We start from the raw sequence: 24,843 nt of genomic DNA, 5'->3' as shown, positions 1-24,843 counted from the left end.
CCCGCCGCTCCGGCCGCGCAGGCTCCGGCCGCGCCCGTCCAGCAGCCCGAGGCTCCGGCCGCCGCACCGGCACCCGCCGCGTCGGCTCCGGCTGCCCCGAAGGCCGCTCCGGCCACCGGCGCCAAGCCGGGTGGCCCGCGTCCGGGTCCGCGCCCGGCTCCGCAGCAGCCCCAAGAGCCGCAGGCTCCGGCCGCGTCCACTGGTGCGCAGCAGTCTCCGTCCGTGGTGCCGCCGCGCACGCAGGCCCCCAAGCCTGCGGGCCCGCGTGCCCCGCGTCCGGGCAACAACCCGTTCGGCGTCGGTGGCGGCAACGCTCCCGGCCCGCGTCCTGGACCTCGTCCCGGCCCGCGTCCGGAGCAGGGCGGCAGCGACCGTCCGTCCGGCCCGAAGCCCGGTGACCCGCGTCCGGCCGGTCCCCGTCCGGCAGCTGCCCAGGGTGGCGGCCGTCCCGGTGGTCCCGGTCAGGGCGGATCTCGTCCTGCTCCCGGCCAGGGCGGTCCTCGTCCCGGCGGTCCCGGTCAGGGCGGTCCTCGCCCCAACCCGGGCAACATGCCCCCGCGCCCGAACCCCGGCATGATGCCGGGTCGTCCCGCCGGTGGTGGCGGTGGCGGTCGTCCCGGCCCTGGTGGCGGCGGTGGCCGTCCTGGTGGCGGTGGCGGCGGCGGCGGTCGTCCCGGTGGGGGCGGCGGCGGTGGCGGCTTCCGCGGCGGCGGTGGCGGTGGCGGCGGTGGCGGCTTCCGTCCCGGTGGCGGCGGTGGCGGTGGCGGTGGCTTCCGTCCCGGTGGCGGCGGTGGCGGTGGCGGTGGCTTCCGTCCCGGCGGCGGTGGCGGTGCCGGTGGCGGCGCCCCGGCCGGTGGTGGCGGCGGTTTCCGCGGTCGTCCCGGTGGCGGTGGCGGCGCTGGTCGCGGCGGTACCGCTGGTGCCTTCGGTCGTCCGGGTGGTCCGGCGCGTCGTGGACGCAAGTCCAAGCGGCAGAAGCGCCAGGAGTACATGGACAACATGCAGGCGCCTTCGGTCGGTGGCGTCCGCCTGCCCAAGGGGCAGGGCGAGACGATCCGCCTGCCGCGCGGTGCCTCGCTGACCGACTTCGCCGACAAGATCAACGCCAACCCGGCGTCGCTCGTGCAGGTGCTGTTCCACCTGGGCGAGATGGTCACGGCGACCCAGTCGGTGTCCGACGAGATCCTGGAGCTGCTCGGCTCCGAGATGAACTACGTCGTGCAGGTCGTGTCCCCCGAGGAGGAGGACCGCGAGCTGCTCGAGACGTTCGACATCACCTACGGCGAGGACGCCGGTGACGAGGACGACCTGCAGGTTCGCCCGCCGGTCGTGACCGTCATGGGTCACGTCGACCACGGTAAGACCCGCCTGCTCGACACCATCCGCAAGGCGAAGGTGCACGAGGGCGAGGCCGGTGGCATCACCCAGCACATCGGTGCCTACCAGGTGGAGACCGAGCTCGAGGGCAACCCGCGGCTCATCACCTTCATCGACACCCCGGGTCACGAGGCGTTCACCGCCATGCGTGCGCGTGGTGCGAACGCGACCGACATCGCGGTCATCGTCGTCGCCGCCGACGACGGCGTCATGCCGCAGACGGTGGAAGCGATCAACCACGCCCAGGCGGCCTCCGCGCCGATCGTGGTCGCGGTGAACAAGATCGACAAGGAAGGCGCCAACCCGGCCAAGATCCGTCAGCAGCTGACGGAGTACGGCCTGGTCGCCGAGGAGTACGGCGGCGACACGATGTTCGTCGACATCTCCGCGAAGCAGGGCATCAACATCGACAGCCTCCTCGAGGCCATCCTGTTGACCGCCGACGCCTCGCTGGACCTCAGGGCCAACCCGGCCATGGAGGCCCAGGGTGTCGCGATCGAGGCGCACCTCGACCGCGGTCGCGGTCCGGTCGCCACGGTCCTCGTCCAGCGCGGCACGCTCCGCGTCGGCGACTCGATCGTCGCCGGCGATGCCTACGGCCGCGTCCGCCGCATGGTGGACGAGCACGGCGACGACGTGCACGACGCGACCCCGTCGCGTCCGGTGCAGGTCATCGGTCTGACGTCGGTGCCGCGCGCCGGCGACTCGTTCCTCGTCGTCGACGAGGACCGCGTCGCCCGGCAGATCGCCGAGCGTCGCCAGGCTCGCACTCGCAACGCGATGAACGCCGCGAAGCGCAAGCGCGTCAGCCTGGAAGACCTGGACGCCGCGCTGAAGGAGACCAGCCAGCTCACCTTGATCATCAAGGGTGACAACTCGGGTACCGTCGAGGCCCTCGAGGACGCGCTCATGAAGATCGAGGTCGGCGACGACGTCGAGCTGCGCGTGGTCCACCGCGGTGTCGGTGGCATCACCGAAGGCGACATCAACCTCGCCGTGGCCTCCTCCGCCATCGTCCTGGGCTTCAACGTCCGGGCCGAGGGCAAGGCGACCGAGCTCGCGAACCGCGAGGGCATCGACGTCCGCTACTACACGGTCATCTACCAGGCGATCGACGAGATCGAGGCGGCCCTCAAGGGTCTCCTCAAGCCGGAGTACGAAGAGGTCCAGCTCGGCCGCGCCGAGATCCGCGACGTCTTCAAGTCCTCCAAGGTCGGCACGATCGCGGGTTGCATGGTCCTGTCGGGCGAGATCCGCCGCAACGCCAGGGCGCGCCTGCTCCGTGACGGCAAGGTGATCGCGGAGAACCTCCCGATCAGCTCGCTCAAGCGGTTCAAGGACGACGCCACCGAGGTTCGCGAAGGTTTCGAGTGTGGTCTCACGCTCGGCAACTACAGCGACCTCAAGCTGGAAGACGTCATCGAGACCTACGAGATGCGCGAGAAGCCGCGCGCCTAGTCGGTTGATGAGGGGTGCGGAGCCGTTTTAACCGGTGGCTCCGCACCCTTTTCTTCTGGAGGATCTTGCCCATGTACGTGGGGGCTCTGGAACTGGACGTGCTGCTCGGCGACGTCCACTCGTTGAAGGAGAAGCGCTCGGTGGTGCGGCCCGTCGTGGCCGAGCTGCGCAAGCGCTTCGAGGTTGCCGCTTCCGAGGCGGGTCATCAGGATCTGCATCGGCGCGCGTTGATCGGTGTTGCCGCGGTTGCCGGTGACGCGGCGCATGTCAGGGAGGTCCTGGCCGGCTGTGAAAGGCTGGTCGCAGGACGTCCCGAACTGGAACTGCTTTCGGCACGGACAAGGCTGGTCGGGCCCGAGGATGAGTGACTGCAGGTCGGACTGGAACTGCACTGTGCTCATTCCCTTTCGGGCCCGCACACGTTTGGTCGGGCCGGAGGACGACTAGGAAGGGGAGGCTCGTGGCCGACACGGCACGTGCCCGCAAGCTCGCCAAGCGGATCTCGCAGATCGTCGCCTCCGCGCTGGAGCACGAGGTCAAGGATCCGCGCCTGGCCCGGGTCACCATCACCGACACCAAGGTGACCGGCGACCTGCACGACGCGACCGTGTACTACACGGTGCTCGGCGAACGCCTGGACACCGAGCCTGACTACGCCGGAGCGGCTGCCGCTCTGGAGAAGGCCAAGGGTGTGCTGCGGTCCATGGTCGGCCAGCAGACCGGGGTCCGGTTCACGCCGACGCTGACGTTCATGACCGACACCGTGCCGGACACGGCCAGGAAGATGGACGAGCTGCTGGCTCAGGCTCAGGCCGCCGATGCCGAGGTGGCTCGGTTGGCGGCCGGTGCCCGTCCGGCCGGCGAGGCTGATCCGTACAAGGCTCCTCGCGAGGACGACGAGGACTGAGTTTCGCTCGCTGCTTTTCGCACGCGGGGAGCTTTCGTACTGTCTGACCGTACGAAAGCTCCCCGCGTGCGGTCTGTTATGGGATGGAAACTGTCTTGTCCGAGGGTGCCCTACCGCACATCGACACGGTGAGCAGCTAACGTCTCCCTGTGGCAGACGACCTGAGCACGACCATTGCCGAGGCCGCGCGGTTGCTGGCCGACGCCCGAGATGTGACCCTGCTCAGTCACATCAACCCGGACGCGGACACGCTCGGGAGTGCCTTGGCGGTGGGGCTCGCGCTGCACCGGCGCGGGGTCGCGGTGCGGGTGGCGTTCGGTGAGCCCGAGGTCGTGCCGGAGTCGTTGCGGGCGTTGGACACCGCCGGGCTGCTGGTGCACCGGGACGAGGTGGCGCCGGCGCCGGAGCTGCTCGTGGTCATGGACACCGGAAGCGTGCAGCGGCTCGGGCCGTTGGGCGATCGGGTCGCCGCGTGCACCGGGCCGGTCATCGTCGTCGACCATCACGTGTCGAACACGCGGTACGGCACGGTGCATTGCATCGACGAGCACGCGGAAGCGACGGCGCTGATCGCGTTGAAGCTGCTCGACGAGATGGACGTCGTCGTTGACGAGCCGATCGCGCGGTGCATCTACGCGGGGCTCGTGACGGACACCGGGGGCTTTCGCAAGGCCGGGCCTGCCGCACACGAGACGGCGGCGCGGCTGCTGAAGACGGGCGTGGACGCGTACAGCGTCACGCGGCCGTTGATGGACGCGCATCCGTTCGCGTACCTGCGCATGTTGTCGCGGGTGCTGGCGCGTGCGGAGCTGGACGAGCGTGCCGCGGGCGGTCTTGGCCTGGTGCACGCCGTGGTGAGCGTGGAGGACGCGCGCGATGTGCGCAGCGAGGAGGTGGAGAGCGTGATCGACGTGGTCCGTTCCGCCTCCGAGGCCGAGGTGGCGGCGGTGCTGAAGGAGTTGCGGCCGGGGTTCTGGTCGGTGTCGTTGCGAGCCGTCAGCCGGGTCGACGTTCGCGAGGTGGCGCAGGTGCTGGGGGGCGGTGGGCACCGGCTGGCGGCCGGGTTCACCTACGACGGTGCCGCGGAGCAGGTCGTTGCCGCGCTGAAGGGCGCGTTGGAGCGGGTGGAGTCATGACACGGACAGGAAGCCCGCGACTGCTGCGGGAGATCAACGACCGGGCCGCCATCGAGACCCTGCTGCGCAGCGGGGCGATGACGCGAGCCGAGCTGGAGGAGGTCATCGGCCTCTCCAAGCCCGCGACGGCACAGCTGCTCGCGCGCCTGGAAGAAGACGGCATGGTCGTGCGCACCGGCCTGCGTGGCGGCGGCCGCGGCCCACGCGCGCAGATGTGGGCCGTCAACGGCGGTGTCGCGCACGTGGCGGCGGTGGCGCTGTCGCCGGACCTGATCGACGTGGCCATCGCGGACATCACCGGCTCGCTGCTGTCCGAGCACAGCGCACCGATGCCTCGCGACAACACCTTGGTGGCGTTCCGCGAGACGGTCCAGAAGGCAGCAGCCCTGGCCGGTCTGCGGCTGGACGCGCTCTCGCACGTCGTCGTGGGCACGCCCGGCGCCGTCGACCCGGCCACCGGACACCTCGGCTTCGCACCGCATCTGCCCGGCCTGGTGGACGTCGACCTGCCGGCGACCCTGCGCGAGCTGCTGGGCACGTCGGTGTCGATCGAGAACGACATCAACCTGGCCGCGCTGGAGGAGATGAGCTCCGGCAAGGCGGTGGGCGTCCGCAACTTCGTCCTGTTCTGGCCGGCCGACGAGATCGGCTCGGCCGTCGTCGTCAACGGCGTGCTCCTGCGCGGCGTCACGGGCGGTGCGGGCGAGATCGACTCGATGCAGATCCCCGGCGGTCGCTACGGCGACCAGGTGGACAGCGACGCCATCGTGGCCCTGGCCGCTTCGCACGGCATCTCGGCTGGCTCCGGATTGGAGGCTGTCGCTTCTGCGCTGACCGCCGGGACCGAGGGGCGCGCGTTCTTGTCGGACCTCGCTCGTAGGATCGCGTTGGGGTTGGCGAATGTCGTGTGCGTGCTCGACCCGGAGCTGGTCCTGCTGTCCGGTGGCGTGGCGCAGGCCGGCGGTGAGACGTTGTGCGAGCTGGTGTCGGTGGAGCTGCTGAAGCTGGTGGTGCCGCGGACGCCGGTGCAGCTCGCGCAGATCACGGCGAACCCGGTGCGCTCCGGTGCGCTGCACTCGGCGCTCGCGGTGGCGCGGGAGCGGGTGTTCGGGCTGCCGCAGCGCGCCTAGGCCGCTGTGGGCCTCTCCCCAAAACTTCTTCGGAGAAAGTTCGGGAGGCGGTGTCGGATCGGGGTCGTGGTGTTCGTAGCAGTGGTGAAGCCGCCCGCACGGGGTGGCCGCCACGGCAAGGGGGACCCATGAAGCTGACCACCATGACCCAGGTGACCATCGACGGTGTCGTGCAGGGCAACGGCGGCGCGTCGGAGGAGGACCGCCGCAACGGGTTCACACGCGGCGGATGGGCGCTCGGGCGGGGCGACGACGACACCCACACGTTGATCAAGGAGACCTACCACCGCGCCGATGCGTTCCTGTTCGGCCGGCGGACCTACGAGCTGTTCCTCGCTTCGTGGGGCTCCTGGACCGAGCAGGACGTCCCCGGCTGGGAGCCGGTGATGCGGGCGCTGAACGCGCGCCCCAAGTACGTGGCGACGAGCACGCTCACCGAGCCGGCGTGGGCGGGCACCACCGTCCTGTCCGGCGACCTCGCGGCCGCCATCGCGGATCTGAAGGCCAAGCCGGGCGGCGAACTGCAGGTGCACGGCAGCGGCACCCTGGTCCGGTGGCTGCTGGCGAACGACCTGGTCGACGAGCTGACCCTGATCGTGATGCCGGTGATCGTCGGCCAGGGCACGCGGTTGTTCCCGGAGAACGGTCCGGATCTCGCGCTCGACCTGGTCGAGTCGCGCGTCGACTCGAAGGGCGTGACGACCCAGGTCTTCCGGCCGGCCGGGCGCCCGCAGTACGCGCCGGCCCGCTGACCTTCCCCGACACCCACAGGAGCTTCCGATGCGATACCTGGTTTCCGTGATCGACGACAAGGCCAATCCCGGCAGCACGGATCGGCAGCCCGCCATCAGCGAGTTCAACGAACGCCTGATCGCCGAGGGCTACTGGGTCTTCGCGGGCGGACTCGCCGACACCAGCGCGGCCACGGTCGTCGACAACCGCGGCGAGCAGGCGGTGATCACCGACGGGCCGTTCGTCGAGTCGAAGGAGTACCTCGCCGGCGTCTGGGTGTGGGAGGCGCCGGACCTGGACGTGGCGCTCAAGCTCGCCACCGAGGCGTCGAAGGTCTGCGACCGCAAGATCGAGGTCCGGCCATTTCTGTGAGCGAGGCGGTCACCCGGGCCCACCGTGCGGAGTGGGCTCGGGTGGTCGCCGCCCTCACCAAGCGCTTCGGTGACCTCGACATCGCGGAGGAAGCGGCAGCCGAGGCGTTCGCGATCGCCGTCGAGCGGTGGCCGGTCGACGGCGTGCCGCCCAACCCCGGCGCGTGGCTGACCACCACCGCGACCCGCAAGGCCATCGACCGGATCCGGCGGGAGAGCAAGCGCGACGACAAGCACAAGGAGGCTCAGGTCGTGCACGAGCCCGAGCCGCGAGGTGCCGTCGACGACGACCGGCTGCGGCTGATCTTCACGTGCTGTCACCCGGCGTTGGCGATGGAAGCGCGCGTGGCGTTGACGTTGCGCATGGTCGGCGGGCTGACCGTGCCCGAGATCGCCCGCGCCTTCCTGATGAGCGAAAGCGCTGTGGGCCAACGGATCACCCGCGCGAAGGCCAAGATCAAGGCGGCGCGCGTTCCCTACCGCGTACCGGAAGCCGAGGATCTCCCGGCACGCGTCGACGGTGTGCTCACCGCGCTGTACCTGGTGTTCAACGAGGGCTACCTGGCCACCGGCGCCGACACCGATCCGCTGCGGCACGACCTGACCGCCGAGGCGATCCGGCTCGCCCGCCTGATCCGCGCCCTGCTGCCGGACGACGGTGAGGTGACCGGGCTGCTGGCGTTGATGCTGCTCACCGAGGCCCGTCGCGCCGCCCGCGTCTCGAAGTCCGGTGAGCTGGTCGCGCTCGGCGAGCAGGACCGCGGCGCCTGGGACACGGCGTTGATCGCCGAAGGGCATGGACTGGTGCGCGAACGGCTCGCTGCCGGCGTGGCGCCGGGTCGCTACCAGATCCTCGCCGCGATCAACGCCGTGCACACCTCCGCGCGCGACATGCGCGACACCGACTGGTCGCAGATCCTCGCCCTGTACGACCAGCTCGTCCGCGTCGATCCGTCGCCGATCGTCGCCCTTAACCGCGCCATCGCGGTCGCCGAGCTGGACGGCCCGCAGGTGGCGCTGGCGACCGTCGACCGGCTCGAGGACCAGCTGTCCGGCTATCACGCCTTCCACGCCACCCGCGCCGACCTGCTGCGCCGGCTCGGCCGTGGGCAAGAAGCGCGCGCGGCCTACGACAAGGCCATCGAGCTGGCGGGCAACACCGCGGAGACCGCGAACCTCACCCGTCGCCGCGACCAACTGTCGTAAGGGTCACCGGCCGGAAACGCGCCTGACCACCTAGGTTCGAGACGTGGAGGATCGGGTTCCCGCGCGGCGGGTCATCGGGCTGGCCGTGCCGGCACTGGGGGTGCTGGCGGCCGAGCCGTTGTACGTGCTCGTCGACACGGCGGTGGTCGGGCATCTCGGGGCGCTGCCGTTGGCCGGCCTGGCGCTCGGCGGGGTGTTGCTGACGCAGGTGTCGACGCAGCTGACGTTCCTCTCGTACGGCACGACGGCACGCACGGCGCGTCTGCACGGCGCGGGCAGGCGTCGCGAGGCCGTGGAGGAAGGCGTTCAGGCCACGTGGCTGGCGCTGGCGGCCGGAGTGCTCGTGGTGGTGCTCGGGCAGTTGTTCGCGCGGCCGCTGACCGAACTGCTTGCAGGTGCCGGGGCCGTGGCTGACGCGGCGGTGGAGTGGGTGCGCATCGCGTTGTTCGGGGCGCCGTTCATCCTCGTCACGATGGCCGGCAACGGGTGGATGCGCGGCGTTCAGGACACCAAGCGGCCACTCAAATACATCTTGGTCGGCAACGGGATCAGCGCGGTGCTGTGTCCCGCGCTCGTCTATGGCGCGGGCTGGGGGCTTGAGGGTTCGGCCATCGCCAACGTGGTCGCGCAGCTGCTCGCGGCCGGGCTCTTCTTCAAGGCGCTCATCAGCGAGAAGGTGCCGCTCACGCCGCATTGGGGTGCCATGCGCGCGCAGCTTGGCATGGGGCGTGATCTGGTGTTGCGCAGCCTGGCGTTCCAGGCGTGCTTCATCAGTGCGGCTTCGGTGGCTGCCCGAACGTCCATCGCGGCCGTGGGTGCGCATCAGGTCGTGTTGCAGCTGTGGACGTTCCTCGCGCTCGTACTCGACTCACTGGCGATTGCCGCGCAGTCACTCGTGGGCGCGGCACTGGGTGCGTCGAAGCGCAAGCAGGCGGAAAAGCTCGCGTGGCAGGTCACGCGGTACGGGCTGGTGTTCGGCATCGGGCTCGGGGTCGTGTTCGCCGCGTTGGCGGGCATCCTGCCGAAGGCGTTCACGACCGATGCGGGTGTGCTGAGCGAAATTCCGAACGCGTGGTGGTTCTTCGTTGCGCTGCAACCGATCGCGGGCGTGGTGTTCGCGTTGGACGGGGTGTTGCTGGGCGCGGGCGACGTGAAGTTCATGCGAACGGCGACGCTCGGGTCGGCGGTGGTCGGGTTCCTGCCGCTGGTGTGGGCCTCGTACGCGTTCGGATGGGGACTGGCCGGGATCTGGACCGGGCTGTCGGCGTTCATGGTGCTGCGACTGGTGGCGGTCCTCTGGCGGACCAAGTCGGGGGAGTGGGCGGTGGAAGGCGCGGTCCGCTGACCCCCGATCGGGCGCTGTGTCCGACCTCACGGCATGAAATCGTTACCAAGAAGGTTGTTTAGGCGATGTAACTAATGTCTGCCCGCCTCCGACCTGGGAGAGTGCCGTCTTGCCGTCGGTCGATCGCGCCACCCGAACCTCGTGGCTGATCTGGACCACCGCCGTCTTCGTCTACTTCGCCGCCGTCTTCCACCGCACCACGCTCGGCGTGGCCGGGCTGGAGGCGAGTGAGCGGTTCGGGCTCGGACCCGCGCAGCTCGGTGTGTTCACCGTGCTGCAGGTCGGTGTCTACGCCTTCATGCAGATCCCCACCGGTCTGCTCGTGGACCGGTTCGGTCCGCGCAAGATCCTCACCGTCGCCGCGCTGCTCATGGGCACGGGACAACTCATCTTCGCCGTCGCCGACTCGTACGGGCTCGGGCTCGTGGCGCGCGCCGTGCTCGGCATGGGTGACGCGATGACGTTCATCAGCGTGATCCGGATCGTCGCGGCGCACTTCCCGCCGCGCCAGTACTCGCTCGTGGTCGCGGTGACGGCCGCGTTGGGCGGTGTCGGCAACCTCGTCGCCACGGTGCCGTTGACGCTCATGCTCGGCTCGATCGGCTGGACCTGGGCGTTCCTCATCGCGGGTGGTGTCACGGCGCTCTACTCGGCCGTCGCGTTCCTGCGCGTGAGCGACGTGCCGCGCGACTTCACCGCGCCGAAGCCGGAACCCGTGCCGCTCAAGCAGATCTGGCCGAAGGTGCGGCAGGCGTGGCGCGTACCGGGCACCCGGCTCGGGTTCTGGGCGCACTTCAGCACCATGTCGACGCCGGCCGTGCTCGGCCTGCTGTGGGGGTACCCGTACCTCGTGCAGGCGCAGGGCATGTCGGCCAAGGCGGCGTCGTCCACGCTCGGACTGCTTGTCATCGGCGCGATCGTGTCGAGTCCGATCGTTGGCGCGTTGTTCTCTCGCAACCCCGAATGGCGCATGCCGATCGCGGTCTGGTTCCTGGCGTTCGCGTTCACCGGGTGGGCCGTGTTGCTGCTGTGGCCGGGCGGTCACGTGCCGGTGCCGGTCATCGCCGTCGTGTTCCTCGTGCTGACCGTGGGCGGGCCGATCTCGGGCGTCGCGTTCGCGCTGGCCCGCGACTACAACCCGTCACACCGCCAGTCCACCGCGAGCGGCCTGGTCAACGTCGGCGGCTTCCTCGCGGTCACCGTGGCGGCGCTGGGTGTCGGCGTGCTGCTGGACCTGCTCGAGAACGTCATGACGCCGCAGTCGGCGTTCCGGGTCGCGTTCAGCTTCTGCGTGCTCGTGCTGGCGTTCGGCGGCTGGCGGATGCTCGTGTGGTGGCGGCACGCGCGTGCGGCCGTGTTCGCGGCCGAGGAGCGGGGCGAGACGGTGCCGGTGCAGTTGCGGCGTCGGCGTTGGGACGCTCTGCGCGTCGCTTAATGGGCTGACCGCAGCCCTTGTCGCGCGCGTTCGGCTTTCAGGCGGACGCATCACGGTGCCGGCCCCGCGTCCTCATATCGGGCATATGGGGGCGCGGGGCCGGTGCCGTGAGGTGTCCCACTGAGAGTCGAAGGCGACCGGTAAGGGCTGCGGTCAGCGCATTACCATTTCCCGCCGTGAAACCCTCTGTTGCACCGGGCCTGGTCGTCGTCGACAAGCCGGACGGCATGACCTCGCACGACGTAGTGGCGCGTGTGCGCAGGATTCTCGGCACCCGCAAGGTCGGGCACGCCGGCACGTTGGACCCGATGGCGACCGGCGTGCTCGTGCTCGGCATCGAACGTGCGACGAAGCTGCTCGGCCACCTCGCGCTCGACAGCAAGGCCTACCTCGCGACGATCGTGCTCGGCGCGGCCACCACCACGGACGACGCCGAGGGCGAGGTTCTGTCCACTGTGGACGCATCGGACGTTCAGGACGACGCGATCGCGGCCGAGGTGGCGAAGCTGACCGGGCCGATCCAGCAGGTGCCGTCGGCCGTGTCCGCGGTGAAGATCGACGGCAAGCGCGCCTACGCGCGGGTGCGTGCGGGTGAGCAGGTCGAGATCCCGGCACGACCCGTGACCGTGCATCGGTTCGACGTGCTGTTCACGCGCCGTGAGGACAAGACGGTCCTGCTCGACGTGATGGTCGAGTGCTCGTCCGGCACCTACGTGCGCGCGTTGGCCCGCGACCTCGGTGTTGCGCTGGGCGTCGGAGGGCACCTGGGTGCGTTGCGGCGCACCAGGGTCGGTCCGTTCGACCTGCGCGTGGCCAAGACGCTCGCGCAGCTGGAGGAGACCCCCGGCCTGTCGCTGGACCTGGATGCCGCGGTGACCACGGCGTTCCCGCGCCGCGAGATCGACCCGCGGGAGGCATCGGCGCTCTCGCACGGGCAGCGGTTGCGCGCGGGCGGAATCGAGGGCACTTACGGCGTGTTCGGGCCGGATGGGCACGTCATCGCGCTGGCCAAGGACGAGGGCGACGTGGCCAAGCCCGTGGTGGTGCTGAGCCCGGCAGGCTGAGGCCACGTGTCGCGGCTGGACGTCACAGGACGGTGGGCGGACGTGGCGCCGTCCCGAGTCGTAGGCTGATCACCGTGCAACGCTGGCGCGGACTAGATCACCTTCCCGGCGGCTGGGGCCGCTGCGTCGTGACCATCGGCGTGTTCGACGGTGTCCACAAAGGCCATCAGGCCCTCATCGGCCGGGCCGTGGCTCTCGCGGAGCAGCGCGGGCTGCCGAGCGTGCTGATGACCTTCGACCCTCATCCGTCCGAGGTGGTGCGGCCGGGGAGTCATCCCGCGCAGCTCACCACGTTGCGGCGGCGGGCAGAGCTGGTCGAGGAGCTCGGCGTCGACCACTTCGTCGTGGTGCCGTTCAGCCTCGAGACCAGCAGGATGCCCGCCGACGAGTTCGTGCACGAGGTGCTCGTCGAGAAGCTGCACGCGGCGGCCGTCGTGGTGGGTGAGAACTTCACCTTCGGGCACAAGGCCGCGGGTAACGTCGAGCTGCTGCGCCGGCTCGGGCAGCGGTTCGGATTCGTGACCGAGGGGGCTGATCTGGTGTCCGCTGACGAGGTGACCTACTCGTCGACCTACGTCCGGGCGTGCATCGACGCCGGCGACGTCAAAGCGGCGGCCGAGGCGCTGGGCAAGCCGCACCGGCTCGAGGGGATCGTCGTCAAGGGCGACGGGCGCGGCAAGGACCTGGGGTTCCCGACCGCCAACCTGTCGACGCCGAAGTTCGCGGCTGTGCCGGCTGACGGCATTTATGCCTGCTGGTTCACCGACGCCAAGGGCAAGAAGCTCAAGGCCGCGGTGAGCGTGGGGACGAACCCGACGTTCTCCGGGCGGGAGCGGCGGGTCGAGGCGTTCGTGCTGGACGTGGACGAGGACTACTACGGGCAGCGGGTCGCGGTGGACTTCGTCGACCGGCTGCGCGAGATGGTGAAGTTCGACTCCGTCGAGGCCCTTCTCGAACAAATGCATCGAGATGTGGACCGGACGAGGGAACTGCTGACCGAGTCGTGACCGTCAGATCCGGTGAAGTGGGCATGGGAAAGTCCACAGCCTGGCAGGATGCGGGTCGGAGTGCGGGGCTACAGGAGAGGTCGAGGTGGAGGACCACAAGATCGTTCAGCGCAATCTCGCGCTTCAGCGGGAGTGGTACGGGGAGCCTTTGGGTGACCGAGTGCGCCGGTTGGTCGTGGCCTTCAACGTGTCCCAGGCCCAGCTCGCGGATGTGCTGGGGATCAGCGCGCCGATGCTCAGCCAGGTGATGAGCGGCCGCCGGGCCAAGATCGGCAACCCGGCCGTGCTCGCCCGGATGATCATGCTGGAGCGCAAGGTGCTCACGCCGGACGTGGCGACCGGTGCGCCGGAGGCGTTGCAGCGGGCGCTCGACGACGTGCGCGAGTCCAAGCCGACGGTGTCCCGCGACTCGCTGCCGGTCAACGGCGACGAGAGCATCGCGTACCCGGTGCTGCGCCGGATCGCCGACCGCACCGAGCTCCAGCAGGCGGCCGACCTGCTGCACGAGGAGTTCCCGGCGATCGCCGAACTGTTCCGCCGCGCCATCCGGGCTGCCACCCGTTGAAGTTGTTCACCGCCCTCTTCCCGCCCCAGCACGTGGTCGACGAGCTCGAAGCGGTGCTGGACCGCGCGGAAGACCTCGAGTGGACGAAGCCCGAGAAGTGGCACATCACGTTGTGCTTCCACGGCGAAACCGCTGATGAGGAACGCTTCAAAGCCCTCGAAGGCCATGAAGTGCCGGAAATCCGGCTCAAGGACTTCGGCGACTTCCGCGGCACGATCCTGTGGGCGGGAATTCACGGCGATTTAAATCAGTTGGCACGGGCAGCGGGTGCGAACGACAATTGGAAAGCGCACCTGACGGTGGCGTACGGGTACCGGGGTCAGCCGATGCCGGCCTTCCTGAGCAGCCCGTGGCAACCGTCCGAAGCGGTGCTCGTGAGCAGCGCCGACGGCGTCTACACCCCCGTCGCACGGGTGGGGTTGCGCACGTCAGCGCGCCGCTGAGCAGCGTGCCTGATAGCCTTCGCAGTTGGGTCTGGCTGCGGTCCGTGGCGGCCAGTACCGGCTACCCCGGCCAGCAATTCGGCGGGCGTGGGGCCGCACGGACCTGAACAAGTAGGAGAAGTACCTAGTGGCACTGTCCACGGAGCAGAAGAAGTCCATCCTCGGTGAGTACGGTCTGCACGACAGCGACACCGGCTCGACCGAGGCGCAGGTGGCTCTGCTGAGCAAGCGCATCGCCGACCTCACGGAGCACCTCAAGCAGCACAAGCACGACCACCACTCCCGCCGTGGTCTTCTGCTGATGGTCGGCCGTCGCCGCCGTCTGCTGAACTACCTGACCAAGGTGGACATCAACCGCTACCGCGCGCTGATCCAGCGCCTCGGTCTGCGCAGGTGATACTTGCCGAGGGGGAGTGACCGGCCGGTCACTCCCCCTCGGCGCACAGCCGGGTGTATACAGATCCTCGGCTGCAAAGAGGAAAAGAACAGGGCCCGCATCGCGCGAAGCAGTTATCGCCGGTCCTCGGTAGTGGCCTCCTGGTGGAAGAGCCCCAGGAGACTTCGATCGAAGACCGGCCTCGTCAGAACGCGTGTTGCGGTGTCCAAAAGACGAGGAGTAACAAGTAAATGACGGACATCGAGGTCCACGAGGCGACTGCCGTTATCGACAACGGCAAGTTCGGCTCGCGCACCATCCGCTTCGAGACCGGGCGCCTCGCGCGTCAGGCCGCCGGAAGCGTGGTCGCGTACCTGGACGACGACACGATGCTGCTCTCCGCCACCACGGCGTCGAAGCAGCCCAAGGAGCACTTCGACTTCTTCCCCCTCACGGTGGACGTCGAGGAGCGCATGTACGCCGCGGGTCGCATCCCCGGCTCGTTCTTCCGGCGTGAGGGCCGTCCGAGCACGGACGCCATCCTCACCTGCCGCCTGATCGACCGTCCGCTGCGCCCGTCCTTCGTGGACGGTCTGCGCAACGAGATCCAGGTCGTCATCACGGTCATGAGCCTCAACCCGGCCGACCTGTACGACGTCGTGGCCATCAACGCCGCGTCCGCGTCCACGCAGCTCGCCGGCCTGCCGTTCTCCGGCCCGATCGGCGGCGTCCGCGTCGCGCTGATCGAGGGCCAGTGGGTGGCGTTCCCGACGCACGAGCAGCTCGAGAAGGCCGTGTTCGACATGGTCGTCGCGGGTCGTGTCGTCGAGTCCGGCGACGTCGCGATCATGATGGTCGAGGCCGAGGCCACCGAGAACGTGATCGACCTGATCGGCGAGGGCGCCGTCGCCCCCACCGAGGAGGTCGTGGCCGCGGGTCTCGAGGCCGCCAAGCCGTTCATCAAGGTCCTCTGCGAGGCGCAGGCGCAGCTCGCGCAGGTCGCCGCCAAGGAGACCGGTGAGTACCCGACGTACCCGGCCTACCAGGCCGACGCGTTCGAGGCCGTCGAGTCGGCCGCTTCCGGCGAGCTCGCCCAGGCGCTGACCATCGCGGGCAAGCACGAGCGCGAGGACAAGCTCGACGAGATCAAGGCCGCCACGCTGGACAAGCTGGCCGAGCAGTTCGAGGGCCGCGAGAAGGAGGTCGGCGCCGCGTTCCGCTCGCTGACCAAGAAGCTCGTCCGCCAGCGGATCCTGCGCGACGAGGTCCGCATCGACGGCCGCGGCCTCACGGACATCCGCGACCTCGGTGCCGAGGTGGCCGTGATCCCGAGGACGCACGGTTCGGCGCTGTTCGAGCGCGGCGAGACCCAGATCCTGGGTGTCACCACGCTGAACATGCTGCGGATGGAGCAGCAGATCGACTCGCTGTCTCCCGAGACGCACAAGCGCTACCTGCACCACTACAACTTCCCGCCCTACTCGACCGGTGAGACCGGCCGCGTGGGTTCGCCGAAGCGCCGCGAGATCGGCCACGGTGCGCTCGCCGAGCGCGCCCTGATGCCGGTGCTCCCGAAGCGCGACGAGTTCCCGTACGCGATCCGCCAGGTGTCCGAGGCTCTCGGCTCCAACGGCTCGACGTCCATGGGCTCGGTCTGCGCCTCGACGCTGTCGCTGCTCAACGCCGGTGTGCCGCTGAAGGCCCCGGTCTCCGGCATCGCGATGGGCCTCGTGTCCGACGAGGTCGACGGCGAGACCCGCTACGTGGCGCTGACCGACATCCTCGGTGCCGAGGACGCGTTCGGCGACATGGACTTCAAGGTCGCGGGCACCAAGGAGTTCGTGACGGCGCTGCAGCTCGACACGAAGCTCGACGGCATCCCGTCCGAGGTGCTGGCGGCGGCGCTGGGCCAGGCCCGCGACGCGCGCTACACCATCCTGGAGGTCATGGCCGAGGCCATCTCCGACCCGGACGAGATGAGCGCCTTCGCGCCGCGCGTCACGTCGGTCAAGATCCCGACCGACAAGATCGGCGAGGTCATCGGCCCGAAGGGCAAGATGATCAACTCGATCACCGAGCAGACCGGTGCCGACATCTCCATCGAGGACGACGGCACGATCTACGTCGGTGCGGCGGACGGCCCCTCGGCCGAGGCCGCGATCGGCATGATCAACGCGATCGCGAACCCGCAGCTGCCGAAGGTCGGCGAGCGCTTCCTGGGCACCGTGGTGAAGACGGCCGCGTTCGGCGCGTTCGTCTCGCTGCTGCCCGGCAAGGACGGCCTCGTCCACATCTCGAAGCTGGGCAACGGCAAGCGCATCGCGAAGGTGGAGGACGTCGTCAAGGTCGGCGACAAGCTCCGCGTCGAGATCGCCGACATCGACCAGCGCGGCAAGATCAGCCTCGTCGTCGTGTCGGACGAGGACGCTGCCAAGCCGGCTGACGCCCCGGAGGCCGTCGAGGCCACCGAGGCTGCTGAGGCGGCTCCCGCGCAGTGAGTGGGACAGACAACGTGACGGCCGCGGGTGCATCCACCCGCGGCCGTCCGCGTACCGGACGGTTGGGGCACCTCCAGCGGCCGGGCAGCACGCGGGTGCTCGAGATGTCCGCGGGCTCGGAGGTGCGGCGCAGCATGCTGCCCTCTGGCCTGCGGGTCATCACCGAGCGCATCCCGAGCGTGCGGTCCGCCTCGGTCGGGCTGTGGGTGCAGGTCGGCTCCCGTGACGAACGGCCGGAAGTGGCCGGTGCCGCGCACTACCTGGAACACCTGCTGTTCAAGGGAACCGCGCGCCGGTCGGCTGCGGCCATCGCCGAGGAGATCGACGCGGTCGGCGGCGAGCTGAACGCGTTCACCGCCAAGGAGCACACCTGCTACTACGCGCACGTGCTGGACGAGGACCTGCCGCTGGCGGTCGACCTCGTCTCCGACGTGGTGTTCGAGGCGATCTGCGGTCCGCGCGACTTCGAGACCGAACGCGGTGTCGTGCTCGAAGAGATCGCGATGCGCGACGACGACCCCGAGGACCTGCTGCACGACGCGTTCATCGAGGCGTTGTTCGGCGGGCACGCGTTGGGCCGTCCCGTGCTCGGCACCGAGAAGTCCATTCAGGACATGCAGCGGGACAACCTCTTCTCGTTCTACAAGAGGAACTACACGCTGCCGCGCATGGTGTTCTCGGTAGCGGGCAACATCGAGCACGCGCACGTGATGCGGTTGGTGCGCAAGGCGATCGGTGACCGGCTGGCCCGCGAGGGCAACGCGATCGCACCTCGCGCCGGCCGGGCGCGCATCGCCGACGCCCGCAAGCTGGTGCTGCACACCGACGACACCGAGCAGGCGCACCTGATGCTCGGCATGAAGGGCCTGGACCGCCACGACGAGCGCCGGTTCGCGTTGAACGTGCTGAACGCGGCGATCGGCGGCGGCATGAGCTCCCGGCTGTTCCAGGAGGTCCGCGAGCGGCGAGGCCTGGCGTACCAGGTGTACTCGTCCGTCGGCCTGTACGCGGACACCGGCACGTTCGCCGTCTACGCGGGCTGCCAGCCGGACCGCCTGGGGGAGACCGCCGGCGTGATCCGCGAGGTGCTCGTGGACGTTGCTCGTGGCGGTCTGTCCGACGCGGAAGTGGCGCGCGGCAAGGGACAGCTCCGCGGTGCGCTGGTGCTGGGACTGGAGGACACCAGTTCCCGGATGTCGCGCATCGGCAAGTCCGAACTGAACTACGGCGACCATCTGAGCGTTGAGCAGACTCTCGCGCGGATCGACGCCGTCACTTCTGACGAAGTGGCGGTCCTCGCACGTGATCTGCTGCGCCGCCCGGTCGCTGCGGCGGTGGTCGGGCCCTACGATCACGCCGATGATCTGCCGGACCAGGTACACGAGGTGATTGCATGATTCGCGTCGGAGTTCTCGGCGCGCGGGGCCGCATGGGTTCCGAGGTGGTCCGCGCGGTCGAGGCCGCGAAGGACATGGAGGTCGTGGCGGAGATCGACGCCGACGACCCGCTGTCCGCTCTGGTCGATGCTCGTGCTGATGTGGTCGTCGACTTCACGCACCCCGACGTGGTGATGCAGAACCTCTCGTTCTGCATCGACGCCGGAATCCATTGCGTGGTGGGCACTTCCGGTTTCGACAACGCGAAGCTCGCCGCGGTCGAGAAGATGCTGGCCGCGCAGCCTTCCGTCGGTGTGCTCGTGGCGCCGAACTTCGGCATCGGTGCCGTGCTGCTGATGCGCTTCTCGGAGATCGCCGCTCGCTACTACGAGTCGGCCGAGATCATCGAGCTGCACCACCCGCGCAAGGCCGACGCCCCGTCGGGCACCGCAGCGCACACGGCACGTTTGATCGCCGCGGCGCGCTCCGGAATGGACCCGATGCCCGACGCGACCACCCAGGAAGAGCCGGGCGCGCGCGGTGCGGTCGTTGACGGCGTGCGCGTTCACTCGCTGCGGATCTCCGGGATGATCGCGCACCAGGAGGTCGTGTTCGGCGGGGAGAGCGAGACGCTGACGCTGCGTCAGGACTCGCTGCACCGCACGTCGTTCATGCCGGGTGTCGTGCTCGGTGTGCGGGAGATCGTTTCCCGCCCTGGCCTGGCTGTCGGACTCGACAAGTACCTCGACCTGTGAAGGTCCGGGTCACCGTCGGGCTGCTGATCGCGGCTCTCGCGGTCTACTTCGTCCTGCTCGCGGGCCGGGCTGTGGCTTTGCTGCAGACCGGCTCGTTGGTCGGTGTGCTGCTCGGCGTGGGCGTGCTGATCCTGCCGCTGATCGGCGTGTGGCTCGTCTATTCCAACCTGCGTTTTGGTTGGGAGACCGAGAAGATGGCGCGTGAGCTGGACGCCGACGGGCTGCTGCCGGACGTGTCGCACCTGCCGCGCCGGCCGTCCGGGCGGGTCGATCGGGATGCCGCGGACTCGTGGTTCGAGGAGCGGCGGGCCGAGGTGGAGGCTTCGCCGGAGGATTGGCGGGTGTGGTTCCGGCTCGCGTACGCGTACGACATCGCGGGGGACCGGGGGCGGGCCCGCGAGACGATGCGGAAGGCGATCGAGCTGCACGGTTAGCCGTGCGCGACGGTGACGACCAGGTCCGCTGCCAGATCGCCCTGCTGCACCACGAGCACGCCTTCCAGCCCGAGTCAGAGGGCTGGGCTCGCCCGCGTGTCGGCCGCGACCGTGGTCGGTCCACACCGTTCTCCGCGAACGCCGTAACCCGGGCGGGTTGAACGGGACGCGGCCAACTCGTGGTTCGAGCAGGCGCGAGGTCAGCGCGCAGCGACGGCCAGTTCTGCCGCCAGATCCCCCTTCTGCACCACCAGCACGTCCTCCAGCCCGAGCCACTCGGCCATGTGCTTCAACTCCCCGGCGAGCTCGGCCGCGACCCGTGGCCGGTCCACCCCGTCCTCCGCCCACGCCGACTGCACGCGCAGCACCCCGGCCGCGCGGTCGGCCTTGATGTCCACCCGGCCCACGAGCTCGCCGTCCAGCAGGAACGGGAACACGTAGTAGCCGTGCACGCGGCGCGGCTCGGGTACGTAGATCTCGATGCGGTAGCGGAAGCCGAAGATGCGCTCTGTGCGGGCCCGCTCCCAGATCAACGGGTCGAACGGGCACAGCAACGCCCGCCCGGCCACGCGGCGCGGTGCCTTCGCGTCGACGTGCCGGTAGCCGACGCCGCGCCAGCCGTCGACGGACACCGGCTCCAGGACGCCGTCCTCGACCAGGGACGCCACCGCTGCCTGCGAGCGTCGTGGGTCCAGCCGGTAGTAGTCGCGCAGATCTGGCTCGGTCGCCACCCCCAGCGCCACTGCGGAGCGCAGAACGAGCTCCCGCGCGCCCTCCTCCGGCGTCCACCTCTGCGCCAAGACATCCGGTGGGATTACGCGCTCGGTCAGGTCGTACAGGCGTTCAAAGGAACGACGGGTGCCGGTGGTCAGCACGCCTACGCCGAAGAGGACCTCGCACACGCGCTTGACCTCGGACCAGTCCCACCACGGACCCTTCGACCGGCCGGAGTCGCCCGTCAGAGCCTTCTCCAGGGCGCCGGCACCGATCGGGCCGAGCTCCTTCACCGCGGCCAGGACCTCGTCGACCAGTTGCGGCGAGCGTTCGAGGATCGTCTGGTAGTTCTGCCACCAGCCGCGCTTCTTGGCGCCCGAGTGGAACAGCGGCCAGTCGAGCACCGGCACCAGGGACGCCTCGTGGGCCCAGGTCTCCACCAGCATGCGGGGCTTGCGCGACGAGTGCGTCCACGCCGCGTCGTCCAGGAGCATGGGGTCGTAGGCGCCCAGGCGCGAGAACAACGGCATGTAGTGGGCGCGCACGGCCACGTTCACCGAGTCGATCTGCAGCAGTTGCACGCGCGAGAGCACCCGTTGCAGGTGCCTGCGGGTGGCCGCCGCTGGACGCAGGTCGGTGAAGCCCTGTGCCCCCAGGGCGATTCGGCGGGCGACGTCGGCGCTCATCCTCTGCACGTCGCCGATGTTGCCACGCACCCCTGACAATTCTCGGACACTCCGTCGATAAGGTGCGGTTATGGCCGACGCCGGCGTCCAGATCGCCACCGCTGCTGACCTCGCGGAGATCATCCGCATCCACCGCGAGACGTGGCGGCTCGCCTACGCCCAACTCCTACCACAAGAAATCCTCGACACACTCGACACCGAGGAGGCGTGGTCGCTGGCGGTTCAGCAAGAAGCCGTGCTCAGGGCGACCGAGGGGGAGTGGACGGTCGGGTTCGCGGTCGCGAGCAAGGCCCCGGACGACGAGGTGGCCAAAGCGGACGGAACGCTCCCGGAAGACGCGGAAACCACGGCGTTGATCAGCGTTCTGGTCGAACCGCGGTGGGGCCGGCGCGGGCACGGCACGCGACTCGTGGCGGAAGCGGCAAAACGGCTGAAGGAATCCGGGGCGACGCGCGGCATCGCGTGGGTGCCGGAAGCGGACGAGGCTTCGCGGAACTTCTACGAACGGATCGGCTGGACGGGTGACGGCACCGTACGCACATTGGACGCAGGCGGGCGTCCGTTGCGCGAAATCCGGGTGTCCGGGCCGCTGACCGTCCGACTCGCCTCCTGAGACCTGTGTAGCCTCGGCCGGGTGCTCGGCTTGGTTGGCCTCACCTTCGGGGTCGCGTTCGGCTCGGCCATCATCCCCTTCATCAGCATCGAAATGTGGGTGGTGGGTGTCGGCGCGCGCTGGCCCGGTGTCTCGTGCTTCGTCGTGGGTCTGGTCGTGGCGACGGCCCAGGTGCTCGGCAAGCTGCTGTACTTCTACGCGGCACGAGGCGACCTCAAGCTGCCCAAGTTCATGCACCGCACCAAGAAAGAGCGCACCAAGCCGTCGAAACTGGCGCGCTGGTTCGGACCTGGCACGCGGATGCACCGCTGGGGTGACTGGATCCACGTGAAGTGCCGGGCGCACCCGAACTGGATGGCCGGTACGCACGCGGTGAGCGCGCTGGTGGGAGTGCCGCCGTTCATGGCGACGAGCGTGCTCGCCGGACTCGCGGGCATGTCGACGGCGATGTTCGTCGTGACCGGGATGGTGGGCCGCTTCGCGAGGTTCAGCTTCCTCGCGGCCTCACCGGGCATGGTCATGGCGTGGTTCTAGAAGAAGATCGACGCCGTCACGGAGAAGGCGATCAACGCAGCGGCGACGGCGACTCGGGCTGACTGAAGCACGACCCCGAAGTTATCGAGCACCCGCCGACGAAAGCCAGGCGCAAACGGGTGAGAGTCGAATGATCTGGCTCTCACCCGCTGGTTCCACACCCGATTATTCGAGCACGAGCACGCCATCCGGCAAACCGGGAATGTCGTACGAGTGCCACATCGGGCGCCAGTTGGGCAGCTCCAGCATCCGCTTCATGTCCGCGAAACCGCTGAGCCAGCCCATCCACGCCCCGTACGGCGGGCTGCCGGCGTCGAACCCGCTCTGCACGAACGTGAGGTGCGTCCGGCCTTCCGATCCCTTGAGCTCCCAGGACGCGACCATCCCCTCCTGGAAGTCCAGCGCGAAGTGCCCCTCGTCGAGCGCGATGATCTTCGCCGGGTTTGGGTTCTCCTCCAGGCTGCCCATCGTCCACCGGCCGCCGACGTGCGGCTCGATCTCGATCCGCGCCCCGAACCACCGCGCGAACACGTCGGGGTCGGTCAGCGCGTCGATGATGGCCGCCGGCGTCGCCGCGATGTCGGTCTCGAACCGCTGCTCGGCCGTCGTGAAGTCGCAGAACCCGAACGCCGGCCGTCCCTCGACGTGCTCGACCAGGTTCGCCAGCACCAGCGGCCAGAACGTCTGGAGGATCTCCGACTTCTCGTCGCCGATGCCCCAGCTCGGGTACGGCGTCTGCGTCGCCGCGATGACCGTCTCGCCGTCACGCTGCTCGATGCCGAGTTCGACCGTGTATTCGGTGCCGTACAGCTGCCACGAGTAGCGCACTGACGTGTCGTCGTAGCTCAGCAGCTTCTGCCGGCCGCGTTCGCCTTCCGGGGTGTAGCGCCCCCAGAACTCGAACTGGCCGCCCTCCAGATCCACGTGCGCGTGCTCGGCGAGCCAGGTCTGCAGGCCCTCTGCGGTCGTCAAGGCCTCGTAGATCCGGGCGGCGGGCGCGGACGTGCGAACGCGGACGGTTCCGGTGCTCATCGGTTGTCTCCTTTGGGATAGCAGGCGAGCGCGATGCGGAACGCATCCCCTTCCGCGCCGCCGTATCGGGTGAAGAGGTCCTGCAACGTCGTCTGCAGCTCGGCGAGGAACTGCTGGCGCTCTTCCGGCCGGACGCGGATCTCGCCGGACACGCCCACCGACGGGAGCTCGGAGTTGCGGTCCAGCGCCGCCACGTCGACCTGGATCTGTTCGGCGAGATCCACGAGGTGGCCCAGCGCCAGCTCGTCGCGCGACCCGATCCGGCCGACCAGCCGCGGCGACAGCCAGTACGAGCGCGCCACGGCCTGGTAGAGGCCCTCCTGGACGCCGCGCACCTTGCGTTCGGCGACCTGCGTGGCCAGACCGGCCTTGACCAGCTGTTTCACGTGGTAGTGCACGCGTTGCGGCGTCTGGTCGAGCACCTCGGCGACCTCGGTGCACGAGCGCGGCGCGGCGAGCTGCCGCAGCACCTCCACGCGCTGCGGCTTGAGCAGGGTCTCGGCCTGCTCCATCCGGTCCAGATAGATCACGTCTCTCATCGCAAAAACAACTTTGAACGTTCAAAACCCTTTTGTCAATCGTGCTGACAACCATGGACTGACAGATAGTGAAATCTGTCAGTCCATCGGGCAGGGTGGAACTCACCGAAGAGACGAAGGAGTTCGGCAATGCAGAAGCGTCAGCTCGGAGCCACCGGCCCGGTCGTGTCCGCCATCGGGCTGGGCTGCATGGGCATGTCCAACGCCTACGGCCCCGCCGACCGCGACGAGAGCATCGCGACCATCCACGCGGCGATGGACGCGGGCGTCACGTTGCTCGACACCGGTGACTTCTACGGCATGGGGCACAACGAGCTGCTCATCAGCGAGGCCATCAAGGGCCGCCGGGACGAGGTGCAGCTCAGCGTCAAGTTCGGCGGCATGCGGGACGCCGGCGGCGCGTTCGTCGGGTTCGACACCAGGCCGGCCGCGGTGGCCAACTTCCTGGCGTACTCGCTGGAACGGCTCGGCACCGACCACGTCGACGTCTACCGGCCCGCGCGGCTCGACCCGAGCGTGCCGATCGAGGACACCATCGGCGCCATCGCCGAGCAGATCGCGAAGGGCCGGGTGAAGCACATCGGCCTGTCCGAGGTCGGCGCCGAGACCATCCGCCGTGCCCACGCCGTGCACCCGATCGTCGACCTGCAGATCGAGTACTCGCTGCTGGAACGCGGTGTGGAACGGGAGATCCTGCAGACCACGCGCGAGCTCGGCATCAGCATCACCGCGTACGGCGTGCTGTCGCGGGGCCTGATCTCGGCCACGCCGGTCACCATCGGCGGCGACTACCGCGTCCACACGCCTCGGTTCCAGGGCGACAACCTGATCCACAACCGGGCGCTCGTCGAGAAGCTCAACGAGATCGCGACCAACAAGGGCATCACGGTCGCGCAGCTCGCCATCGCGTGGGTCGCGGCACGCGGAGAGGACGTGGTGCCTCTCGTCGGTACGACCAAGCGTGCGAGGCTGAGCGAGGCGATCGGGGCCGTCGACGTGACGTTCACCGAGCGGGAACTGCAGGAGATCGAGGCCGTTGTTCCTGTTGGGGCCGCTGCGGGCACTCGGTACCCGGCCGCGATGATGGCCTTCCTGGACAGCGAGAGGTGA

General features: G+C 69.4%; 25 protein-coding genes. 22 read left to right on the top strand and 3 right to left on the bottom strand.

The features are described 5' to 3' along the window. From infB to DI276_RS39450, 19 genes are all read left to right on the top strand, one after another. Positions 1-2,835, top strand: a 2,835-nt coding sequence (infB, locus tag DI276_RS39540; RefSeq protein ID WP_112273518.1) for a translation initiation factor IF-2, incomplete at its 5' end; no start/stop codon positions are given. Positions 2,836-2,906: 71 nt separating this feature from the next. Beyond that, positions 2,907-3,203 carry a DUF503 domain-containing protein gene (locus DI276_RS39535; RefSeq protein WP_112273371.1) on the top strand — a complete coding sequence of 99 codons (297 nt, stop codon included), beginning with the start codon at positions 2,907-2,909 and terminating at the stop codon, positions 3,201-3,203. 92 nt (positions 3,204-3,295) lie between these two features. Further along, positions 3,296-3,742 (top strand): 30S ribosome-binding factor RbfA, encoded by a 447-nt coding sequence (gene rbfA / locus DI276_RS39530; RefSeq protein WP_112273369.1) that lies wholly within the window; start codon positions 3,296-3,298, stop codon positions 3,740-3,742. 149 nt (positions 3,743-3,891) lie between these two features. Further along, positions 3,892-4,878 (top strand): DHH family phosphoesterase, encoded by a 987-nt coding sequence (locus DI276_RS39525; RefSeq protein WP_112273367.1) that lies wholly within the window; start codon positions 3,892-3,894, stop codon positions 4,876-4,878. Further along, entirely contained in the window at positions 4,875-6,008 is a 1,134-nt protein-coding gene (locus tag DI276_RS39520) for an ROK family transcriptional regulator (RefSeq protein ID WP_112273365.1), read from the top strand. The genes DI276_RS39525 and DI276_RS39520 overlap by 4 nt, the downstream gene beginning before the upstream one ends. 128 nt (positions 6,009-6,136) lie before the next feature. Beyond that, on the top strand, positions 6,137-6,760 hold the full coding sequence (locus tag DI276_RS39515; RefSeq protein ID WP_112273363.1) for a dihydrofolate reductase family protein: 624 nt from the start codon (positions 6,137-6,139) through the stop codon (positions 6,758-6,760). A gap of 28 nt (positions 6,761-6,788) precedes the next feature. Further along, a complete protein-coding gene (locus DI276_RS39510) occupies positions 6,789-7,112 on the top strand; it encodes a YciI family protein (protein ID WP_112273360.1) in 324 nt (107 codons plus the stop codon). After that, positions 7,109-8,317 carry an RNA polymerase sigma factor gene (locus DI276_RS39505; RefSeq protein WP_232837228.1) on the top strand — a complete coding sequence of 403 codons (1,209 nt, stop codon included), beginning with the start codon at positions 7,109-7,111 and terminating at the stop codon, positions 8,315-8,317. Before DI276_RS39510 ends, DI276_RS39505 begins: the two co-directional genes overlap by 4 nt. A gap of 43 nt (positions 8,318-8,360) precedes the next feature. Beyond that, on the top strand, positions 8,361-9,662 hold the full coding sequence (locus tag DI276_RS39500; protein WP_112273358.1) for an MATE family efflux transporter: 1,302 nt from the start codon (positions 8,361-8,363) through the stop codon (positions 9,660-9,662). A 109-nt stretch (positions 9,663-9,771) separates the two neighbouring features. Then, positions 9,772-11,097, top strand: coding sequence for an MFS transporter (locus DI276_RS39495; RefSeq protein ID WP_112273356.1), 1,326 nt, complete (start codon positions 9,772-9,774; stop codon positions 11,095-11,097). Positions 11,098-11,273: 176 nt separating this feature from the next. Beyond that, positions 11,274-12,161 carry a tRNA pseudouridine(55) synthase TruB gene (gene truB / locus DI276_RS39490; RefSeq protein ID WP_269814342.1) on the top strand — a complete coding sequence of 296 codons (888 nt, stop codon included), beginning with the start codon at positions 11,274-11,276 and terminating at the stop codon, positions 12,159-12,161. Positions 12,162-12,235: 74 nt separating this feature from the next. After that, positions 12,236-13,168, top strand: a complete 933-nt coding sequence (locus tag DI276_RS39485) for a bifunctional riboflavin kinase/FAD synthetase (protein WP_112273354.1) — start codon at positions 12,236-12,238, stop codon at positions 13,166-13,168. A gap of 85 nt (positions 13,169-13,253) precedes the next feature. Next, positions 13,254-13,733, top strand: a complete 480-nt coding sequence (locus tag DI276_RS39480) for a helix-turn-helix domain-containing protein (protein WP_112273352.1) — start codon at positions 13,254-13,256, stop codon at positions 13,731-13,733. Continuing rightward, positions 13,730-14,176 (top strand): 2'-5' RNA ligase family protein, encoded by a 447-nt coding sequence (locus DI276_RS39475; RefSeq protein ID WP_112273349.1) that lies wholly within the window; start codon positions 13,730-13,732, stop codon positions 14,174-14,176. The genes DI276_RS39480 and DI276_RS39475 overlap by 4 nt, the downstream gene beginning before the upstream one ends. A 127-nt stretch (positions 14,177-14,303) precedes the next feature. After that, a complete protein-coding gene (gene rpsO, locus DI276_RS39470) occupies positions 14,304-14,573 on the top strand; it encodes a 30S ribosomal protein S15 (protein ID WP_030471762.1) in 270 nt (89 codons plus the stop codon). Between the two features lie 230 nt (positions 14,574-14,803). Next, on the top strand, positions 14,804-17,050 hold the full coding sequence (locus DI276_RS39465; RefSeq protein ID WP_112273347.1) for a polyribonucleotide nucleotidyltransferase: 2,247 nt from the start codon (positions 14,804-14,806) through the stop codon (positions 17,048-17,050). 104 nt (positions 17,051-17,154) lie between these two features. Further along, entirely contained in the window at positions 17,155-18,447 is a 1,293-nt protein-coding gene (locus tag DI276_RS39460) for a M16 family metallopeptidase (protein WP_198681188.1), read from the top strand. After that, positions 18,444-19,181: a 4-hydroxy-tetrahydrodipicolinate reductase gene (gene dapB, locus DI276_RS39455; RefSeq protein WP_112273343.1), complete on the top strand. Its 738-nt coding sequence runs from the start codon at positions 18,444-18,446 to the stop codon at positions 19,179-19,181. The genes DI276_RS39460 and dapB overlap by 4 nt, the downstream gene beginning before the upstream one ends. After that, the gene (locus tag DI276_RS39450) at positions 19,178-19,615 is read left to right on the top strand and encodes a tetratricopeptide repeat protein (RefSeq protein ID WP_112273340.1); all 438 of its coding nucleotides are present in this window, start codon (positions 19,178-19,180) and stop codon (positions 19,613-19,615) included. The genes dapB and DI276_RS39450 overlap by 4 nt, the downstream gene beginning before the upstream one ends. Positions 19,616-19,815: 200 nt before the next feature. Here DI276_RS39450 and DI276_RS39445 read toward each other — a convergent pair whose 3' ends face one another. Beyond that, positions 19,816-21,015 carry a winged helix-turn-helix domain-containing protein gene (locus DI276_RS39445; RefSeq protein WP_112273512.1) on the bottom strand — a complete coding sequence of 400 codons (1,200 nt, stop codon included), beginning with the start codon at positions 21,013-21,015 and terminating at the stop codon, positions 19,816-19,818. A gap of 70 nt (positions 21,016-21,085) precedes the next feature. Here DI276_RS39445 and DI276_RS39440 point away from each other — a divergent pair, with 70 nt between their 5' ends. Together DI276_RS39440 and DI276_RS39435 are read left to right on the top strand one after the other, a co-directional pair. Continuing rightward, entirely contained in the window at positions 21,086-21,628 is a 543-nt protein-coding gene (locus tag DI276_RS39440) for a GNAT family N-acetyltransferase (RefSeq protein ID WP_112273338.1), read from the top strand. Positions 21,629-21,649: 21 nt separating this feature from the next. After that, positions 21,650-22,162: a hypothetical protein gene (locus tag DI276_RS39435; protein ID WP_112273336.1), complete on the top strand. Its 513-nt coding sequence runs from the start codon at positions 21,650-21,652 to the stop codon at positions 22,160-22,162. A gap of 165 nt (positions 22,163-22,327) precedes the next feature. Here DI276_RS39435 and DI276_RS39430 read toward each other — a convergent pair whose 3' ends face one another. After that, positions 22,328-23,194 (bottom strand): SRPBCC domain-containing protein, encoded by an 867-nt coding sequence (locus tag DI276_RS39430; protein ID WP_112273334.1) that lies wholly within the window; start codon positions 23,192-23,194, stop codon positions 22,328-22,330. Continuing rightward, positions 23,191-23,733, bottom strand: coding sequence for a winged helix-turn-helix domain-containing protein (locus DI276_RS39425; RefSeq protein WP_112273332.1), 543 nt, complete (start codon positions 23,731-23,733; stop codon positions 23,191-23,193). Before DI276_RS39425 ends, DI276_RS39430 begins: the two co-directional genes overlap by 4 nt. Positions 23,734-23,862: 129 nt before the next feature. On the opposite strand from DI276_RS39425, the gene DI276_RS39420 reads away from it, so the two are divergent. After that, positions 23,863-24,843, top strand: a complete 981-nt coding sequence (locus DI276_RS39420; protein ID WP_112273330.1) for an aldo/keto reductase — start codon at positions 23,863-23,865, stop codon at positions 24,841-24,843.

It is taken from the genome of Lentzea terrae (assembly GCF_003265345.1).
GTDB lineage: Bacteria > Actinomycetota > Actinomycetes > Mycobacteriales > Pseudonocardiaceae > Lentzea > Lentzea terrae.
Note: the sequence above shows the minus strand (reverse complement) of the source record. Positions and strands in the feature narration are given on the sequence as shown.

Coding starts and splice junctions, on each gene's coding strand:
- DI276_RS39535 (WP_112273371.1), top strand. CDS start 2,907: ATGTACGTGGGGGCTCTGGAACTGGACGTGCTGCTCGGCGACGTCCAC.
- DI276_RS39520 (WP_112273365.1), top strand. CDS start 4,875: ATGACACGGACAGGAAGCCCGCGACTGCTGCGGGAGATCAACGACCGG.
- DI276_RS39515 (WP_112273363.1), top strand. CDS start 6,137: ATGAAGCTGACCACCATGACCCAGGTGACCATCGACGGTGTCGTGCAG.
- DI276_RS39510 (WP_112273360.1), top strand. CDS start 6,789: ATGCGATACCTGGTTTCCGTGATCGACGACAAGGCCAATCCCGGCAGC.
- DI276_RS39465 (WP_112273347.1), top strand. CDS start 14,804: ATGACGGACATCGAGGTCCACGAGGCGACTGCCGTTATCGACAACGGC.
- DI276_RS39460 (WP_198681188.1), top strand. CDS start 17,155: ATGTCCGCGGGCTCGGAGGTGCGGCGCAGCATGCTGCCCTCTGGCCTG.
- dapB (WP_112273343.1), top strand. CDS start 18,444: ATGATTCGCGTCGGAGTTCTCGGCGCGCGGGGCCGCATGGGTTCCGAG.
- DI276_RS39445 (WP_112273512.1), bottom strand. CDS start 21,015: ATGAGCGCCGACGTCGCCCGCCGAATCGCCCTGGGGGCACAGGGCTTC.
- DI276_RS39440 (WP_112273338.1), top strand. CDS start 21,086: ATGGCCGACGCCGGCGTCCAGATCGCCACCGCTGCTGACCTCGCGGAG.
- DI276_RS39430 (WP_112273334.1), bottom strand. CDS start 23,194: ATGAGCACCGGAACCGTCCGCGTTCGCACGTCCGCGCCCGCCGCCCGG.
- DI276_RS39425 (WP_112273332.1), bottom strand. CDS start 23,733: ATGAGAGACGTGATCTATCTGGACCGGATGGAGCAGGCCGAGACCCTG.
- DI276_RS39420 (WP_112273330.1), top strand. CDS start 23,863: ATGCAGAAGCGTCAGCTCGGAGCCACCGGCCCGGTCGTGTCCGCCATC.